Annotated in this window: 16 protein-coding genes; 15 read left to right on the top strand and 1 reads right to left on the bottom strand. The window is 69.7% G+C overall.

The window, feature by feature from the left end:
- The 15 genes from ACIQM0_RS17625 (at position 1) to ACIQM0_RS17695 (ending at position 14,865) form a co-directional block, all read left to right on the top strand.
- Entirely contained in the window at positions 1 to 957 is a 957-nt protein-coding gene (locus tag ACIQM0_RS17625; RefSeq protein ID WP_401287316.1) for a hypothetical protein, read from the top strand.
- A 541-nt stretch (positions 958 to 1,498) separates the two neighbouring features.
- On the top strand, positions 1,499 to 2,494 hold the full coding sequence (locus tag ACIQM0_RS17630; RefSeq protein WP_401287319.1) for an ABC transporter ATP-binding protein: 996 nt from the start codon (positions 1,499 to 1,501) through the stop codon (positions 2,492 to 2,494).
- Complete coding sequence (locus ACIQM0_RS17635; RefSeq protein ID WP_401287322.1) at positions 2,491 to 3,339, top strand: MlaE family ABC transporter permease; 849 nt, start codon at positions 2,491 to 2,493, stop codon at positions 3,337 to 3,339. Before ACIQM0_RS17630 ends, ACIQM0_RS17635 begins: the two co-directional genes overlap by 4 nt.
- Before the next feature lie 3 nt (positions 3,340 to 3,342).
- Complete coding sequence (locus tag ACIQM0_RS17640) at positions 3,343 to 4,146, top strand: ABC transporter permease (RefSeq protein ID WP_073734361.1); 804 nt, start codon at positions 3,343 to 3,345, stop codon at positions 4,144 to 4,146.
- Entirely contained in the window at positions 4,146 to 5,459 is a 1,314-nt protein-coding gene (locus ACIQM0_RS17645) for an MCE family protein (RefSeq protein WP_401287327.1), read from the top strand. The genes ACIQM0_RS17640 and ACIQM0_RS17645 overlap by 1 nt, the downstream gene beginning before the upstream one ends.
- Positions 5,456 to 6,487, top strand: coding sequence for an MCE family protein (locus tag ACIQM0_RS17650; protein WP_401287330.1), 1,032 nt, complete (start codon positions 5,456 to 5,458; stop codon positions 6,485 to 6,487). Before ACIQM0_RS17645 ends, ACIQM0_RS17650 begins: the two co-directional genes overlap by 4 nt.
- Complete coding sequence (locus tag ACIQM0_RS17655) at positions 6,484 to 7,503, top strand: MCE family protein (protein ID WP_401287333.1); 1,020 nt, start codon at positions 6,484 to 6,486, stop codon at positions 7,501 to 7,503. Before ACIQM0_RS17650 ends, ACIQM0_RS17655 begins: the two co-directional genes overlap by 4 nt.
- 1 nt (position 7,504) lies before the next feature.
- Positions 7,505 to 8,620, top strand: a complete 1,116-nt coding sequence (locus tag ACIQM0_RS17660; RefSeq protein ID WP_401287336.1) for an MCE family protein — start codon at positions 7,505 to 7,507, stop codon at positions 8,618 to 8,620.
- The gene (locus ACIQM0_RS17665) at positions 8,617 to 9,777 is read left to right on the top strand and encodes an MCE family protein (RefSeq protein WP_401287339.1); all 1,161 of its coding nucleotides are present in this window, start codon (positions 8,617 to 8,619) and stop codon (positions 9,775 to 9,777) included. Before ACIQM0_RS17660 ends, ACIQM0_RS17665 begins: the two co-directional genes overlap by 4 nt.
- On the top strand, positions 9,774 to 11,039 hold the full coding sequence (locus ACIQM0_RS17670; RefSeq protein ID WP_401287342.1) for an MCE family protein: 1,266 nt from the start codon (positions 9,774 to 9,776) through the stop codon (positions 11,037 to 11,039). The genes ACIQM0_RS17665 and ACIQM0_RS17670 overlap by 4 nt, the downstream gene beginning before the upstream one ends.
- Positions 11,036 to 11,557, top strand: coding sequence for a hypothetical protein (locus ACIQM0_RS17675; RefSeq protein WP_401287345.1), 522 nt, complete (start codon positions 11,036 to 11,038; stop codon positions 11,555 to 11,557). The genes ACIQM0_RS17670 and ACIQM0_RS17675 overlap by 4 nt, the downstream gene beginning before the upstream one ends.
- Positions 11,554 to 12,228 (top strand): hypothetical protein, encoded by a 675-nt coding sequence (locus tag ACIQM0_RS17680; protein WP_401287348.1) that lies wholly within the window; start codon positions 11,554 to 11,556, stop codon positions 12,226 to 12,228. The genes ACIQM0_RS17675 and ACIQM0_RS17680 overlap by 4 nt, the downstream gene beginning before the upstream one ends.
- Positions 12,229 to 12,294: 66 nt before the next feature.
- On the top strand, positions 12,295 to 12,825 hold the full coding sequence (locus ACIQM0_RS17685; RefSeq protein WP_401287351.1) for a nuclear transport factor 2 family protein: 531 nt from the start codon (positions 12,295 to 12,297) through the stop codon (positions 12,823 to 12,825).
- Positions 12,826 to 12,865: 40 nt separating this feature from the next.
- Positions 12,866 to 13,621, top strand: a complete 756-nt coding sequence (locus ACIQM0_RS17690; protein ID WP_401287353.1) for a hypothetical protein — start codon at positions 12,866 to 12,868, stop codon at positions 13,619 to 13,621.
- A 23-nt stretch (positions 13,622 to 13,644) separates the two neighbouring features.
- Positions 13,645 to 14,865 carry a lytic murein transglycosylase gene (locus ACIQM0_RS17695; RefSeq protein ID WP_401287355.1) on the top strand — a complete coding sequence of 407 codons (1,221 nt, stop codon included), beginning with the start codon at positions 13,645 to 13,647 and terminating at the stop codon, positions 14,863 to 14,865.
- Between the two features lie 33 nt (positions 14,866 to 14,898).
- Here the strand turns inward: ACIQM0_RS17695 and ACIQM0_RS17700 are convergent, their stop codons facing one another.
- On the bottom strand, positions 14,899 to 15,963 hold the full coding sequence (locus ACIQM0_RS17700) for an ATP-dependent DNA ligase (RefSeq protein WP_401287358.1): 1,065 nt from the start codon (positions 15,961 to 15,963) through the stop codon (positions 14,899 to 14,901).
- Positions 15,964 to 16,051 lie beyond the last annotated feature (88 nt).

Raw genomic sequence — 16,051 nt, forward strand, 5'->3', positions numbered from 1 at the left:
ATGAGAGCTGTCCCGAAGAGATGGCGTACCGGCCTGCTCGCCGCCGGCGCCGCCGCGGTGGTCGCAATCCCGCTGACCCCTCTTTCCGCCTCCGCCGCCACCGCCGCCGCGAACCTCAACGGGCACTGGGCGCCCTTCTCCCGCTGCCCCGTCGACGATCCCGCCATGCTCGCGGCGGACGGCCAGGACCTCGTGGCGTCCTGTGTGTCCTCGTACTCACCCGGCGGTGCCATCAAGCTGGGCAGCACCGAGGCCACCACCGGCGCCAACGACATGCAGTTCGGCGTCATCCAGGACACCGCCGCCGGTACGTTCAAGGTCATTCCCCCGGCCGGCGGCGCGCTCGTGGGAGCGCCGACGACCATCCCCGGCGGGCTGCTCGGGCTCATGTGCCCCAGCGACATCCCGGTCGTCAGTGCCGTCTGCCAGCAGATCACCAACGTCAGTCTGAACAAGGTGAACGCGACGGTGGAGTCCGCCGGTGCGCCCACCGAGTTCAATCTGACGGCCGGGCTCATCACCGGGCAGCCGATCGTCAAACTGCCCGTGCGGATACACCTGGAGAACCCGCTCCTCGGCTCCAACTGCTACATAGGGTCGGCATCGGACCCCGTGATCCTGCGTCCGCAGAACACGACGGCTCCGGCCCTCGCCATCGAGCGCTTCGACGGTGACGGTACGCCCAACGCCACCGAGGGCTCGATGCTGAGGTTCGCGCTCACCGGGAACACCCAGGGCGACGCCACGTTCTCCGTGCCGAAGGCCACCGGCTGCGGTCTGGGCGGAATCCTGAGCTGGGCGGTGAACCTGAAGACGGGCCTGCCGTCCGCCTCGGGGAACAACCACCTCACGCTCAACAACGCCTCGACGTACAGCGGCGCGCTCACCGCACCCGGGCTCGTCCTTCCCAACGCGGGCAAGGTGCTTTCCCGGAACTGGCACTCCGCGGTGAAGTAACACCGCTTCTCAGCGACGTTCGACGATGCCCGCCCCGTCCGGGAAATCCGCCGGAGGGGCGGGCATCGTCATGGGCCGTTCCATACGAAAGTGAGCACTCCGGATGACAACGGAGGCTCCGGGGCTACTCACTTGCCGACAACTCGGCATGCGTCCCTGCTCACCTCCGTACAGAAACAGCACCGTCGTCGAGAACCGCGCAGAAAGTTCAGGAACCGCTATTGCGGAGGCAGGTTACTGAGCCGTAGCGTCCCAGGACCAGGGGCGGTTCCCCCGCTGCCGGGGCCCAGCGGCCCCGACTCGCACGCCGGTGATCTTGCGCAGATTCCGACAAAGCCGCCGTACGACTTTGTCACTTGGTGACAAGTGATCCACAACGAGCACCTCGTTCGTCGATTCCCGCTGTTCAACGGCTTGTCCTGGCGGTTTCAGCGGACATAACGTGCGCCTCCTGGTGCATGTGTGACGAGCCGCCATCGGATTTCTCAGAGCCGGAGCGCTGACAGATGACCACGTTCACCTACACGTCGAGGGAGGGCCGATGGGAATCGAAGTAGTCGTTGAAGGCCTTACGAAATCCTTCGGTAAGCAGAACATCTGGCAGGACGTCAGCCTCACCCTGCCAGCCGGCGAAGTGAGTGTGATGCTCGGTCCTTCCGGTACCGGAAAGACCGTCTTCCTGAAATCGCTCATCGGACTGCTCAAGCCCGAGCAGGGGCGCGTGCTCATCAACGGCGTCGACATGGTGAACAGCCCAGAGCGGAAGATCATGGAGACCCGGAAGCTCTTCGGTCTCATGTTCCAGGACGGTGCGCTCTTCGGGTCGATGTCCCTCTTCGACAACATCGCCTTTCCCCTGCGTGAGCACACGCGAAAGAAGGAATCGGAAATCCGCCGGATCGTCATGGAGCGGATTGACATCGTCGGCCTTCTCGGCGCCGAGGACAAACTGCCCGGTGAGATATCCGGCGGCATGCGCAAGCGCGCCGGGCTGGCCCGTGCCCTCGTCCTGGACCCGCAGATCATTCTCTGCGACGAGCCGGACTCCGGGCTCGACCCGGTCCGCACCGCCTACATCTCGCAGCTGCTCATCGACCTCAACGCGCAGATCGACGCGACGATGCTGATCGTCACTCACAACCTCGACATCGCGGCCACCGTCCCGGACAACATGGGCATGCTGTTCTGCCGCAACCTCGTCACCTTCGGGCCGCGCGAGGTGCTGCTGACCAGCGATCTGCCCGTCGTCTCCCAGTTCCTCTCCGGCCGCCGCGAAGGGCCCATCGGCATGTCGGAGGAGAAGGACGCCGCCACCCTCGCCGCCGAGGAGGTCAACGGCTACGGGCAGGGCATCAGTTCGGCCAACGCCACACGCACCGTGGTCCCCCAGCTGGAGCCCTCACCGGGCCTGCCCGTACGGCAGGGCGCGCTGCGCCGCCGGGAGCGGGTCATGTCGATGATGGGGCAGCTGCCGGAGGCCGCCCGTACGGCGATCCTGAACAGCTACAGCCCCGCCGCCGGCGGTGGACGCCCGTGACCGCCCCCATGCCGGTGCGGCCCCCCGAGCCGCCCGTGGACCGGGTGCCGGAGAAGGCGCCGGAGGAGCACCGCCCGACCCGGCTGTTCGCCCCGCTGCGGGAGACGGGCAGGCTCTTCACCCTCGCCGGGACCGTGTGCCGCGAGACCTTCCGCCGGCCCTTCCAGGTGCGGGAGTTCATCGAACAGTTCTGGTTCGTCGCCAGCGTCACCATCCTGCCCGCCGCCCTCGTGTCCATCCCGTTCGGCGCGGTCATCGCCCTCCAGGTCGGCTCCCTCACCCAGCAGCTCGGCGCCCAGTCGTTCACCGGCGGCGCCAGCGTCCTCGCCGTCATCCAGCAGGCCAGCCCGATCATCGTGGCGCTGCTGGTCTCCGGGGCCGCCGGGTCGGCCATCTGCGCCGACCTCGGATCACGCAAGATCCGCGAGGAGCTCGACGCGATGGAGGTCATGGGTGTCTCGCCCGTCCAGCGCCTCGTCGTCCCGCGGGTGCTGGCGACGATGCTGGTGGCCGTCCTGCTGAACGGACTGGTCTCCGTCGTCGGCACGCTCGGCGGCTACTTCTTCAACGTGATCCTGCAGCACGGCACCCCCGGCGCCTACCTGTCCAGCTTCTCCGCCCTGGCCCAGCTGCCCGACCTGTACATCAGCGAGATCAAGGCCCTGATCTTCGGCTTCATCGCGGGCATCGTCGCCGCCTACCGCGGCCTCAACCCGCGCGGCGGGCCGAAGGGCGTCGGGGACGCGGTCAACCAGTCCGTCGTCATCACCTTCATGCTGCTGTTCTTCGTGAACATGATCCTCACGGCGATCTACCTCCAGATCGTCCCCGCGAAGGGGAGCTGACCGATGTCGATGCTCAGCTGGCTCGACCGATCCGGTGACCAACTCACCTTCTACGTAAGGGCCCTGCTCTGGATCCCCAGGACCCTGCGGCGCTACCTCAAGGAGGTGCAGCGGCTCCTCGCCGAGGTCGCCTTCGGCAGCGGCGGTCTCGGCGTCGTCGGCGGCACCATCGGCGTGATGATCGCGATGACGCTGGCCACCGGCACGGTCGTCGGCCTCCAGGGGTACGCCGCGCTCAACCAGATCGGCACCGCCGCCTTCACCGGCTTCATCTCCGCCTACTTCAACACCCGTGAGATCGCCCCGCTCGTCGCCGGACTCGCGCTCTCCGCGACCGTCGGCGCGGGCTTCACCGCCCAGCTCGGCGCCATGCGGATCAACGAGGAGATCGACGGCCTGGAGGCGATGGGCGTGCGGTCCATGCCCTACCTCGTCACCACCCGCATCATCGCCGGGGTCGTCGCCATCATCCCGCTGTACGCGATCGGGCTGCTCTCCTCGTACGTCTCCTCCCGCTACGTCACCGTCCTGTTCAACGGGCAGTCGGCCGGCACCTACGACCACTACTTCAATCTCTTCCTGTCCCCGCAGGACGTGCTGCTGTCGGTGCTCAAGGTGCTGATCTTCAGCGTGATGGTGATCCTCGCGCACTGCTACTACGGCTTCCACGCCACCGGCGGCCCCGCCGGGGTGGGAGTGGCGGTCGGCCGGTCGGTGCGCAACGCGATCGTGCTGATCAGCGTCACCGACTTCTTCCTCTCGCTCGCCATCTGGGGCGCCACGACGACCGTGAAGGTGGCCGGCTGATGAATACCCGGACCACGCGGACCGCCCGCCGCAGACTCGCCGGAGTAGCCCTCCTGCTCGTGCCCGCCGTACTCATCTGGGTGTCGATAGCCGTGTACAACAAGGACTTCACCGACGACGCGACGGTGACGGTACGGACCGGAAGCGTCGGCAACGAGATGCACGAAAACGCCGACGTGAAGCTGCGCGGAGTCGTCATCGGCCAGGTCCGCGACATCTCGGCCGACGGCGAGGGCGCCCGCCTCACCCTCGCGATCAAGCCCGGCCGGCTCGACCGGATCCCGGCCGACGTCACCGCCCAGATGCTGCCCACCACCCTGTTCGGCGAACGGTTCGTGGCACTCGTGCCGCCCGCCGTACCGTCCGCGCGGACGCTGCGGGCCGGGGCCGTCATCCCGCAGGACCGCTCCAGCAACGCCATCGAGCTGGAAGAGGTCCTCGACAACGTCCTGCCGCTGCTGACCGCGGTACAGCCGGCGAAACTCTCCGCCACCCTCAACGCGGTCTCCCAGGCCCTGCGGGGACGCGGCGAGAAGCTCGGCGACACCCTCGTCAGGCTCGACGCGCACCTCCAGAAGTTCAACCCCCAACTCCCCACGCTCAACGCCGACATCAAGGAACTCGTCAAGGTGAGCAGGGTGTACGGGGACGCCGCACCGGATGTCCTGGACGCACTCACCGACTTCACCACCACCAGCGGCACCCTCGCCGACCAGCAGGCGGAGCTCGCCGACCTCTACGGCTCCACGACCTCCTCCGCACAGGACCTCACCTCGTTCCTCCAGGAGAACAAGGACAACCTCATCCGGCTCTCCGCCACGGGCAGGCCGACGCTGGAACTCCTCGCGAAGTACTCCGACGAATTCCCCTGCACGCTGCGGACCGTGGCCGGATTCGTCCCCGCGATGGACAAGGCGCTCGGCAAGGGCACCGGACAGCCCGGCCTCCACGTCACCGTCAAGTCCGTGAAGTCCAGAGGGAAGTACGTGTCCGGCAAGGACACCCCGGTCTACGACGCGACCGGCGGACCGCACTGCTACTCCGTGCCGTACGTCGGTACGACCGAGCCGACGGCCGCCGGACGCGCGGCCGCCTCCCCGGCCCCCGGCGACAAGACGGCCGCGGACCAGCCGACCGGCACCGGAGCCAGTCCCACGGACACCTCCCTCGGCATGCCCAACTCCCCGCAGGAGAGCCGGCTCGTCAACGAGCTGGTCGCTCCCTCACTGAAAGTCCAGCCGCAGACCCTGCCCGACTGGAGCAGCGTGCTCATCGGTCCGGCCTTCCGCGGCGCGGAGGTGAAGCTCAAGTGAAGCGCCGCTCCCTCGCGGGACCGCTCGCGAAATCGATCGTATTCATCCTGGTGACCGTCCTGGCCACCACCGTCCTGGGGCTGTCCATCGCCAACACCGGGGTCGGTGACACCACCACGTACAAGGCGAGGTTCACCGACGCCACCGGGCTGCTCGTCGGCGACAGCGTACGGATCGCCGGGGTCAAGGTCGGGCAGGTCGAGTCGATCAAGGTCGTGGACAGGCGGCGCGCCGAGGTCGGCTTCGCCGTCCGCAAGGGACGCAGCCTCCCCGCCTCTGTGACCGCGTCGATCAAGTACCTCAACATGGTCGGGCAGCGCTACGTCGACCTCGACCAGGGCGCCGGACCGGTCGGCCGGAGCTTCGCCGCCGGAGCGACCATTCCGCTCTCACGCACCACACCGGCCCTCGACCTGACCCAGCTCTTCAACGGCTTCCAGCCGCTCTTCGAAGGACTGTCCCCGCCCGACGTCAACCAGCTCGCCGGCTCCATCGTCCAAGTGCTCCAGGGCGAGGGCGGCACCGTCGACAGCATCCTCCAGCACGTCGGTTCACTGACCACCACGGTCGCGGCCAAGGACAAGGTGATCGGCGAGGTGATCAAGAACCTCAACACGGTCCTGAAGACCGTGAACGACCGGGAGGCCGGCTTCAACGACCTCGTCGACACGCTCCAGCAGCTCGTCACGGGCTTCTCCGGCGACCGCAAGCCGCTCGGACAGGCGGTCACCGCGATGGGCGCGCTCACCACCGTCACCGCCGACCTGCTCCAGGACGGACGCAAGCCCCTCAAGGACGACATCAAGCAACTCGGCCGACTCTCCGACCAGTTGGGCAAGGGCACTCCGCAGATCGAGAACTTCCTGAAGAAGACCCCCGCCAAGATGGAGGCGATCGGCCGGCTCGCCTCGTACGGTTCCTGGCTCAACCTCTACCTCTGCGAGGCCAAGGTCAGCGGTGTGAGCACCGAGGACGGCAGCGAGCCGCCCACCGGCATCGCGATCACCCAGCCGAGGTGCCTGGCATGAGAATCAAACCCCTGCGGGAACGCAACCCCGTCGCCATCGGCATCGCCGGACTCCTCGTCCTGGCCCTCATCGGCTTCGGCGCCTACCGCGCCGACTCGCTGCCCTTCATCGGCGGCGGCACCACCTACACCGCCGACTTCACCGAGTCCGCCGGGCTCGGCGACGGCGACGAGGTACGGATCGCCGGCGTCAAGGTCGGCGAGGTCACCGGAGTCTCGCTCGACGGCGCCAAGGTCAAGGTCAGCTTCCGGGTCAAGGACGCCTGGATCGGCGACTCCTCCACCGTGGGCATCGCCATCAAGACCCTGCTGGGCGACAAGTACCTCGCCGTCGACCCGCTCGGCGCCGGGCCCCAGGACCCGGACCGGCGCATCACCGCGAGCCGCACCACGTCCCCGTACGACGTCACCCAGGCGTTCAACGGACTCGGCGAGACCATCGGGGAGATCGACACGAAGCAGCTCGCCAAGAGCTTCGAGACGATCTCCGCCACCTTCAAGGACTCGCCGCCCGATGTGAAGAGCGCCGCCGACGGGCTCTCCGCGCTCTCCAGGACCGTCTCCCAACGGGACGCCCAGCTGGCCACGCTCCTCAAGGGCAGCAAGCAGCTGACCCGGACCCTCGCCCACAAGAAGAGCAGCTTCGAGACCCTGCTGGAGGACGGCAACCTGCTCCTCGGCGAGATCCAGGCCCGCCGCGACTCCATCCATCTGCTGCTCACCGGCACCCGGGACCTCGGCACCCAGCTCACCGGCCTGGTCGCGGACAACAACAAGCAGCTGAAGCCCACCCTGGCGTCGCTCGGCCGGGTCACCGCCGTCCTGGTCAAGAACCGCAAGAGCCTCGACAAGGTGCTGTCGCTGGCGGGTTCCTACAACCGGCTCGTCGGCAACACGCTCGGCAACGGCCGCTGGCTCGACAACTACGTCTGCGGGGTCGTCCCGAGGGACTACCTCCCCGCCGGCACGCCCCCGGCCACCGGATGCATGCCACCCAAGCAGCAAGGCGGCCGCTGACATGAGAATCACGCGCATCGTCGGCATCGGCGCCGGACTCGCCGTCGTGGCTGTCGCGGCCACCTCCGGCGTGATGGCCATGGACGACGAGGGGAAGACGACGGTCACCGCCTACTTCGACCAGGCCACCGGCGTGTACGCCGGATCGGACCTGCGGATCCTCGGAGTGAAGGTGGGCACCGTCGAGTCGGTGCGGCCGAAGGGCGAGGAGGTCGAGGTCAGGCTCCGCCTCGACAAGGGCGTCAAGGTGCCCAAGGACGTGCACGCCGTGGTCGTCGCCCCCAGCCTGGTCGCCGACCGGTACGTCCAGCTCGCGCCCGCGTACAAAGGGGGACCGGTGCTGGCGGACGAGGCCGAACTGCCCGCCTCGCACAACGCGACCCCGGTCGAGGTCGATCAGCTGTACGCCTCCATCACGGAACTCTCCACCGCGCTCGGCCCCGACGGGGCCAACTCCGACGGCGCGCTGGCGAAGCTCCTGGACACCGGGGCGAAGAACCTCGACGGCAACGGAAGGGCGATCGGGAACTCCATCGAGCAGTTCGGCAAGGCGACGAAGACCCTCGACAAGAGCAGCGGGAACCTCTTCGACACCCTGTCCTACCTCCAGACCTTCACCACCATGCTGAAGGACAACGACGGCAACGTCCGCGAGGCCGAACAACAGCTCAACTCGGTCACCGGATTCCTGGCCGACGACAAGAAGAACCTCAGCGCGGCCCTGAAGGAACTGGGCACCGCCCTCGGACAGGTCAAGACCTTCATCAAGGACAACCGCGGCGCCCTCAAGGCGAACGTGGACGCCCTGGTGCCGGTCACTCAGGCCCTGGTCGACCAGCGGGCCTCGCTCGCCGAGGCGATGGACACGCTGCCGCTCGCCGCGGACAACGTGATCAAGGCCTACGACCCGTTGAACCGCACCATCAACGGCCGTACCAACCTCAATGAACTCTCCATGGGCGGACCGCTCACGGACGAGCCCATCGCCCTGAGCGGACTGTCGCCCGTGGACGCCGCCCGCCAGGAGGCGCTGCCGTCGCTGCCCCTGCCCGCCGTGGGCACCGTCTACGGCACCCCCGAGAAGACCGCCACGCAGAAGAAGGGGGCGAAGCGATGAAGCGCGTCCTGCGCCGGCCCGGCGCCCGCGCGACCGGTGTCGCCGCCGTGCTGGCGGTGGCCGTCGGCCTGACCCTGATCGTCACCACGGTCGACCTGCCGACGTTCACCGGCATCGACCAGGTGCCGCTGCCGGGCGGCGCGGACCTCGGCGACCACCCGTACGAGATCACCGCCGAGTTCGGGGACGTGCTCAGCCTCGCCCCGCAGTCCTCGGTGAAGGTCAACGACGTGGCCGTCGGCCGGGTCACCAAGATCTCCCTGGCCCCGGGCAGCTGGAACGCCAGGGTCACCATGCGGGTCAACGGCAGGATCAGACTCCCCGCCAACGCCTACGCGCACCTGGAGCAGTCCAGCCTGCTCGGGGAGAAGTACATCCAGCTCTCACCCCCCGCGTCCGGCACCGCCAAGGGCGCCCTCGCCGACGGGGACCGCATCCCGCTCACCCGGACCAACCGGAACCCGGAGGTCGAGGAGGTGTTCGGCGCACTGTCGATGCTCCTCAACGGCGGCGGCATCGACCAGCTGAAGACCATCACCACCGAGCTCAACAAGGCACTGGCCGGACAGGAACCCCAGGTCCGCTCCATGCTCAGCCGGGTCAACACCCTCGTCACCAACCTGGACGACCACAAGGGGGACATCACCGACGCACTCGACGGCGTCAACCGGCTCTCCGCCACCCTCGCCACCCGCAAACAGGACGTCGGCACGGTCCTCACCAAGCTCAGCCCCGGCATGAAGGTCCTGGAGAAACAGCGCGGCTCGCTCATGACCATGCTGCGCTCGCTCGACACGCTCTCCACCGTCGCCGTCGACACGGTGAACAGGAGCAAGGCCGACATGGTCGCCGACCTCAAGGCCCTCACCCCCACCCTGCGGGCCCTCGCCGACTCCGGCCAGGACCTGCCCGACTCGCTCCAGGTCCTGCTGACCTACCCGTTCACCGACGAGGTGCTGAGCGGAGTGAAGGGTGACTACCTCAACGTGTACCTGGACGTGACGGCCATGCCCGGCACCCAGATCATTCCGCCGCTCGACCCGGGCGGCACCACACCCCCGGCCGTCCAGGGCAGCACCGCCCAGAAGTCCGGCGCGGCACTGCCGCTGCCGCTTCCCTCGGTCACGGGACCGGCCACGAAGGGGAGCACCCGATGATCACCCTGGCCATCCGGCTCAAGAACATCGCCTTCCTGATCATCGCGGTGCTCGTCCTCGGCTACCTCGGCGTGCGCTACGCCGACCTCGGCCACTACGTCGGCCTGCGCAGCTACTACACCGTCAAGGTCCAGCTCCCGCAGACCGGCGGCCTCTTCACCCATTCCAACGTCACCTACCGGGGCGTGTCCGTGGGCCGGGTCGGGCCGATCGAGCTCACCGACGACGGCGTGGAGGCCGAACTCCGCATCGAGAAGGACTCCCCGCCCATCCCGGACGCCCTGAAGGCCGTCGTCGCGAACCTCTCGTCGGTCGGGGAGCAGTACGTCGACCTGCGGCCGACCCGCACCGAGGGCCCGTACCTGGCGAACGGCTCCGTCATCGACCAGGCCGACACCACGATCCCGGCCCCCGTCACCGACGTACTCACCAGCGTCGACGATCTCGCCGGCTCCGTCGACCTGGAATCCCTGCGCACGGTCGTCGACGAATTCGGCACCGCCTTCGAGGGGCGCGGCGACGACCTCCAGGTACTGCTGGACACCAGCAGCGACTTCGTCCAGGCGGCCGACGACGCACTCCCCGTCAACACCCGGCTGATGATCGACGGCGAGACCGTGCTGCGCACCCAGGCCGAACAGGGCGACGCGCTCAAGGGCTTCGCGTCCGGCGCCAAGGAACTGGCCGCCGAACTCAAGGGGTCCGACACCGACTTGCGCAAGCTGATCGCGGTCGCCCCCGACGCCACCGGCCAGATCAGCGGACTCCTGCGGGACCTCGACCCGAGCTTCGGAGTCGTCGTCGCCAACCTCCTCACCACCTCGGACGTCGCCGTCACCCGGCAGCGCGGACTGGAGGAACTGCTCGTGAAGGTCCCCCAGGTCGCGGCCGTGGGCTCCAGCGCCGTCGACGAGAACGGTGCCCGGTTCGGCATGTCCGTCACCTTCTTCGAGCCGCTGCCCTGCACCTCGGGCTACGGCGGTACGACCTACCGCAACGGGCTCGACGTCACGGCCGGCCCCGCCCTCAACACCAAGGCCCGCTGCACCTCCTCGCCCGGAACGGGCGTCAACGTCCGGGGCAGCGCGAACGCGCCGAAGGGCGGGGCCCTGCCCCCGCCGGCCAAGCCCGGCTCGATGCTGCTCGGTGACGGCAAGTCGGCGGACCGGCTCCCCGGGGCGCTCGGTGTCACCCCCGACGCAGCCCCGGCCGCCGAGGGCATGGCCGGTCTGCTGGGTCTCGGCCAGGGAGGCGGCTCATGACATCCCGTACGAGGACCTCGATCGGCTGGGCCACGCTGCTCGTAGCCGTACTGGTCTGCGCACTCGGCGGCTGGTCGTACGCCCGGGCGCGCGGCGACGACGACCTGGCGTACGCCAAGAGCAGGGACGCCGCGCTGGCCGACGGGAGAGCGCACCTCGCCCGGCTCAACAGCCTGGACGGCAAGGACGCCAAGAGTGTGGACGCGGGCCTGGGCAGCTGGCTCCGGTCCTCGACCGGACCGCTGCACGAACAGCTGAAGCGCACCCGGACCAAGGACGCGAGCGAGCTGACGAAGTCCGGCTCCACGGCGAAGGGGAAGGTCACCGACGCGGCACTCACCGCGCTCGACGACCGGACCGGCACCGCACAGATGATCGCGACCGTCGATGTCCAGGTCACTCCGCGCACCGGAAAGGGCGGCGCCGAACGCAAGCGTTTCGAGGCCACCCTCGCCCGGACCGCGGACGGCTGGAAGGTCAAGGCACTGACGGCGATACCGGTCGGGAGCGGCACATGAAGCGGCAGGGAGGGGCGACGGTCGTGACCACCGGCACGGATGTGGAGGACGTCGGGGAACTCGGGGCGACCGGGGACGAGGAGCGCCCGCAGGAGCCCGGAACGGAGCCGGCCGCAACGGACGGGTCCGGGAGCAGCGGGGCCGGGCAGGACGGGCCGGCATCCGGCACGGGCCGCCGCCGGCTGCGCTTCGTGGCAGGGGTACTGGTCGTGGCGCTGCTCGCGGCCGGTGGCGGACTCTTCGTCATGGGCCGTCAGCTGCGCGACACCCCCGCCACCTCCAACCTGGCGCTCACCGACAGCGAGGCGACCACCCGGGTCGCGGGAGACGTCACCAACGCGCTCGGCAAGGTCTTCTCCTACAGCCCCTCGGCCACCGCCGTCACCAAGGAGTCCGCGAAGCAACTGCTGGCGGGCAAGGCGCTCCAGCAGTACGCGGCGCTGTTCGGCCAGGTCGAGAAGCAGGCCGCCGATCAGAAGCTCACCCTCACCACCCATGTCGTACGCGCCGGGGTGACCCGGCTGAGCCACGACAGCGCCCATCTGCTCGTCTTCCTCGACCAGGTCTACGAACGTCAGGGAAAGACCGCCAGCACGGCGGCGGCGCAGCTCTCCGTCACCGCCCAACTGCGGGACGGACGCTGGACGATCATCGAGATCACCTCCAGATAGCGCAGTACGGACCCACCGAACACCGCACAGCACGACAGAGCACAGGGCCGGCAGGGAGAGGCAGCAATGGCACGGGTACGGATGACGAGGAATCCGCTGGTGGCGGCGGCGATCGTGCTGACGGTCGCGGCGGCCGGCGCGGCGGGCTGGGGCGGAGTGTCGCGGTACCAGGCGTCGCACGACGACTCGGCGGTGTACGCGCAGACCCGCGACGACGCGCTGGCCGCGGGCGAGCAGGCGGTGCAGAACATGAACACGCTCGACCACCAGAAGCTGGCCAAGGGGCTCGACAGCTGGGAGGACTCCACCACCGGCGACCTGCACCAGCAACTCGTCGACGGGCGCGACGCGTTCGTGAAGCAGATCCAGGAGGCCAGGACCGTCAGCACGGCGAAGGTGCTGTCCGGCGCCGTCACGGAGCTCGACGACCGGGCCGGCCGGGCCGGGGTCATGGTGGCGCTGCGGGTGACCGTGACCGCGCCGAAGGGCAAGCCCGCGGTGAAGGAGAGCCGGATGCTCGGGCAGCTCACCCGTACCTCCGAGGGGTGGAAGCTCAGCGCCCTCGGGCAGGCGCCCGTCGGCAACACGGCCGGCTGACGCCACCGACTCCCACCCCGCACCGAGAGGATCCCCGGACATGTCGACGACCCGTCACCTCGTCAACCGGCAGCGCCGCCTGGCCACCGTCGCCGCGGCGGAACGCACCGTCACGACCGCCACCGCGCCCAGGCCCGCCGAGCCGGACACCGAGCCCGGCGAGACCGGGCAGGAGAGCGCCACCCCGGCCGGCGCGGACAGCCCCGATGCCGATGCCGATGCCGATGCCGGATCGGACGGGAAGCCGGAGCAGGCGGAGCCGGGATCCGGGCGGCCGCCGCGTCTCCGGGTCTCGCTGCCCGCCGTCCTGTGCGTGCTGACCGTGCTCCTCGGCTCCTTCGCCGCCTGGGCGTTCACCTCGGCGGGCAGTCTGCGCGACGACCCGAGCCGGCAGAACACCGCCCTCACCGACATCAGCCGCACCAGTGAGGTGAAGGGGCAGATCACCGAGGCGGTGGGCGCGGTGTTCTCGTACAACTACGCCTCGCCGGCCAAGGCCGACACCGCGGTGAAGACCTACCTGGTGGGCAAGGCCGTCCAGCAGCACGAGGACATGCTCGCCGACGTACGGGCGCAGGCGCCCAAGCAGAAACTCGTCCTCACCACGACCGTCACCGAGAGCGGTGTGCAGGTGCTCGAGGGCGACCGGGCCCGGCTGCTGATCTTCGCCGACCAGAGCAACACCCGTACCGGCAAGTCGGAGGAGACGACGTACGCCGCGGCGATGTTCGCCGTGGACGCGGTGCGCCGGGGCGGCACCTGGCGGATATCGGCCATCGACACGTTCTCCCGGTGACCCCGGGGGAGAGGAGAGCACGCATGAGGTTCAACGGCACCATGCGTCGCGGACTCGGTGGCACCGCAGCCGCCGTCGCCGCGATGGCAGCGCTCACCGCCTCCCAGGGGCCGGGGCTCGTGGCGCACGAGGAGACGCAGAAACAGCGCCAGGAGACCGACGAGGTCAGGTGGTCGGAGGCACCCAACGACGACTCGTACCACACCGAACTGCCGCCGCTGAAGAGCCCGGAGCCCCCGAAACCGGGCGTCAAGCAGAGCCGGGCCGTCACCGCCTCGTGGGCCGAGGCGGGTATTCCGGCCACGGTGCTCGCCGCCTACCGCAAGGCGGAGGGCTCGCTGCGACGCAGCGACCCGGGCTGCGGGCTGCCGTGGCAGCTGCTGGCGGCCATCGGCAAGGTCGAGTCCGGACACGCGGGCGGCGGCAGGGTCGACGCCCGGGGCACGACGCTCTCGCCGATCCTCGGACCGGTGCTCAACGGCGCGGGATTCGCCAACATCCCGGACACCGACGGCGGGGCGTACGACGGGGACAAGACCTTCGACCGGGCGGTCGGCCCGATGCAGTTCATCCCCTCGACCTGGGCGCACTGGGGGAGGGACGGCAACGGTGACGGGCGCAGCGATCCGAGCAACGTCTACGACGCGGCCCTGGCCGCCGGGGCCTACCTCTGCGCCGGGCCGCGCGATCTGAGGGTACGGGCGGACCTCGACCGGGCGATCCTGAGCTACAACCACTCGGACACGTATCTGCGTACGGTGCTGTCCTGGCTGGAGTTCTACCGCAAGGGCACCCATCCGGTCACCGACGGCCAGGGTCCGGTGCCCAGGAGCCCCGGCGCCGGGAGCCCGAACGAACCCAAGCGCCCCGTGGACGGATCGGGTGACGGCAACGGCGGCGGCATCGAGGTCGGCCCGCAGCCCAGCCACACCAGGACCCCGACGTCCCCGGCGCCCTCGCCCGGCGATTCGGGCACCCCGGACCCGGGCGGCTCCACCGACCCGGGCCCGTCGCCCCATCCGACCGACAGCGGATCCGCCACCCCCGATCCGGGCACCAGCCCCGACCCGTCCACCACTCCGGACCCCGGCCCGAGCACCACCAAGCCCGCTCCGGGCTGCGAGACGGACTCCCCGTCGCCGGACCCGGACGACACCACCGGGGCCACGGAGTCGCCGTCACCCGATCCGAGCACGACCCCCGAGCCCTGCACGACGCCCTCGGTGCCGCCGGCCGCCGACTGACACCGGCCCGTCCGGCCCGGCCGGTCACCCGGCTCAGCCGCCGGCCGACAGCACCGCGGCCAGGTCGTACCGCACCACCTCTTCCAGCTGCGCGTACGTGCAGCTGGCGGGGGTGCGGTCCGGCCGCCACCGGCGGAACTGGGCCGTGTGCCGGAACCGGTCACCCTCCATGTGGTCGTACGCCACCTCACAGACCCGCTCCGGGCGCACCGGCACCCACGACTGGTCCTTCTTGCCGGACCACCGGCTCGGGTTGCCGGGCAGCCGGGCGTGCTCGTGCGCCCCGGCGTCCTGCCAGGCCCCCCACGGGTGGTCGGAGAAGTCCGTGAGCAGCGGCTCCAGTTCGGTGACCAGCTCCGCGCGGCGCTTCATCGGGAAGGCCGCGCAGACCCCCACGTGCTGGAGGGCACCCGCCTCGTCGTACAGGCCGAGCAGCAGCGACCCGACGACCGGGCCGCTCTTGTGGTGGCGGTAGCCCGCCACCACGCAGTCGGCGGTCCGCTCGTGCTTGATCTTGTACATCACCCGGGTGTCCGGCCGGTAGGGCAGATCGAGCGGTTTGGCGACGACCCCGTCGAGCCCGGCACCCTCGTACTGTTCGAACCACTCCTGGGCGACGGCCCGGTCGGTGGTCGCCGGGGCGAGGTGGACGGGCGCCGAGGCGCCGGACAGCGCGGCCTCCAGCACCGTTCTCCGTTCCGACTGCCGCGCGCTCAGGAGCGAGTCGTCGCCCACCGCGAGGATGTCGAAGGCCACCAGGGCGGCCGGGGTCTGCTCGGCGAGCAGCCGTACCCGGGAGTCGGCGGGGTGGATGCGCTCGCTCAGCCGCTCGAAGTCGAGCCGTCCCTCGTGCGCGACCACGATCTCGCCGTCGATCACACAGCGGGCCGGCAGGTTGTCCCGGACCGCGGTCACCAGCTCCGGGAAGTAGCGGGTGAGCGGCTTTCCGGTGCGGCTGCCGATCACCACCTCGTCGCCGTCCCGGTGCACGATCGCCCGGAAGCCGTCCCACTTGGCCTCGTACTGCATGTCCGGCGGGATCCGGGACACGGACTTGGCGAGCATCGGCTTCACGGGCGGCATCACCGGCAGGTCCATGCCCCGATTGTGGACCGTCCGACGATCGGAGTCTCCCGATGTGCGGCATATGTGTGCCCGGCCTACCGTGGCCGACATGGCAGCAGCG

It is taken from the genome of Streptomyces sp. NPDC091387 (assembly GCF_044756945.1).
GTDB lineage: Bacteria > Actinomycetota > Actinomycetes > Streptomycetales > Streptomycetaceae > Streptomyces.

What these genes read in the sequence shown, in the direction of transcription:
- ACIQM0_RS17700 (WP_401287358.1), bottom strand. Translation starts at nt 15,963, where the DNA reads ATGGACCTGCCGGTGATGCCGCCCGTGAAGCCGATGCTCGCCAAGTCC.
- ACIQM0_RS17675 (WP_401287345.1), top strand. Translation starts at nt 11,036, where the DNA reads ATGACATCCCGTACGAGGACCTCGATCGGCTGGGCCACGCTGCTCGTA.
- ACIQM0_RS17655 (WP_401287333.1), top strand. Translation starts at nt 6,484, where the DNA reads ATGAGAATCAAACCCCTGCGGGAACGCAACCCCGTCGCCATCGGCATC.
- ACIQM0_RS17660 (WP_401287336.1), top strand. Translation starts at nt 7,505, where the DNA reads ATGAGAATCACGCGCATCGTCGGCATCGGCGCCGGACTCGCCGTCGTG.
- ACIQM0_RS17625 (WP_401287316.1), top strand. Translation starts at nt 1, where the DNA reads ATGAGAGCTGTCCCGAAGAGATGGCGTACCGGCCTGCTCGCCGCCGGC.
- ACIQM0_RS17695 (WP_401287355.1), top strand. Translation starts at nt 13,645, where the DNA reads ATGAGGTTCAACGGCACCATGCGTCGCGGACTCGGTGGCACCGCAGCC.
- ACIQM0_RS17685 (WP_401287351.1), top strand. Translation starts at nt 12,295, where the DNA reads ATGGCACGGGTACGGATGACGAGGAATCCGCTGGTGGCGGCGGCGATC.
- ACIQM0_RS17665 (WP_401287339.1), top strand. Translation starts at nt 8,617, where the DNA reads ATGAAGCGCGTCCTGCGCCGGCCCGGCGCCCGCGCGACCGGTGTCGCC.
- ACIQM0_RS17670 (WP_401287342.1), top strand. Translation starts at nt 9,774, where the DNA reads ATGATCACCCTGGCCATCCGGCTCAAGAACATCGCCTTCCTGATCATC.
- ACIQM0_RS17630 (WP_401287319.1), top strand. Translation starts at nt 1,499, where the DNA reads ATGGGAATCGAAGTAGTCGTTGAAGGCCTTACGAAATCCTTCGGTAAG.
- ACIQM0_RS17640 (WP_073734361.1), top strand. Translation starts at nt 3,343, where the DNA reads ATGTCGATGCTCAGCTGGCTCGACCGATCCGGTGACCAACTCACCTTC.
- ACIQM0_RS17690 (WP_401287353.1), top strand. Translation starts at nt 12,866, where the DNA reads ATGTCGACGACCCGTCACCTCGTCAACCGGCAGCGCCGCCTGGCCACC.
- ACIQM0_RS17680 (WP_401287348.1), top strand. Translation starts at nt 11,554, where the DNA reads ATGAAGCGGCAGGGAGGGGCGACGGTCGTGACCACCGGCACGGATGTG.
- ACIQM0_RS17645 (WP_401287327.1), top strand. Translation starts at nt 4,146, where the DNA reads ATGAATACCCGGACCACGCGGACCGCCCGCCGCAGACTCGCCGGAGTA.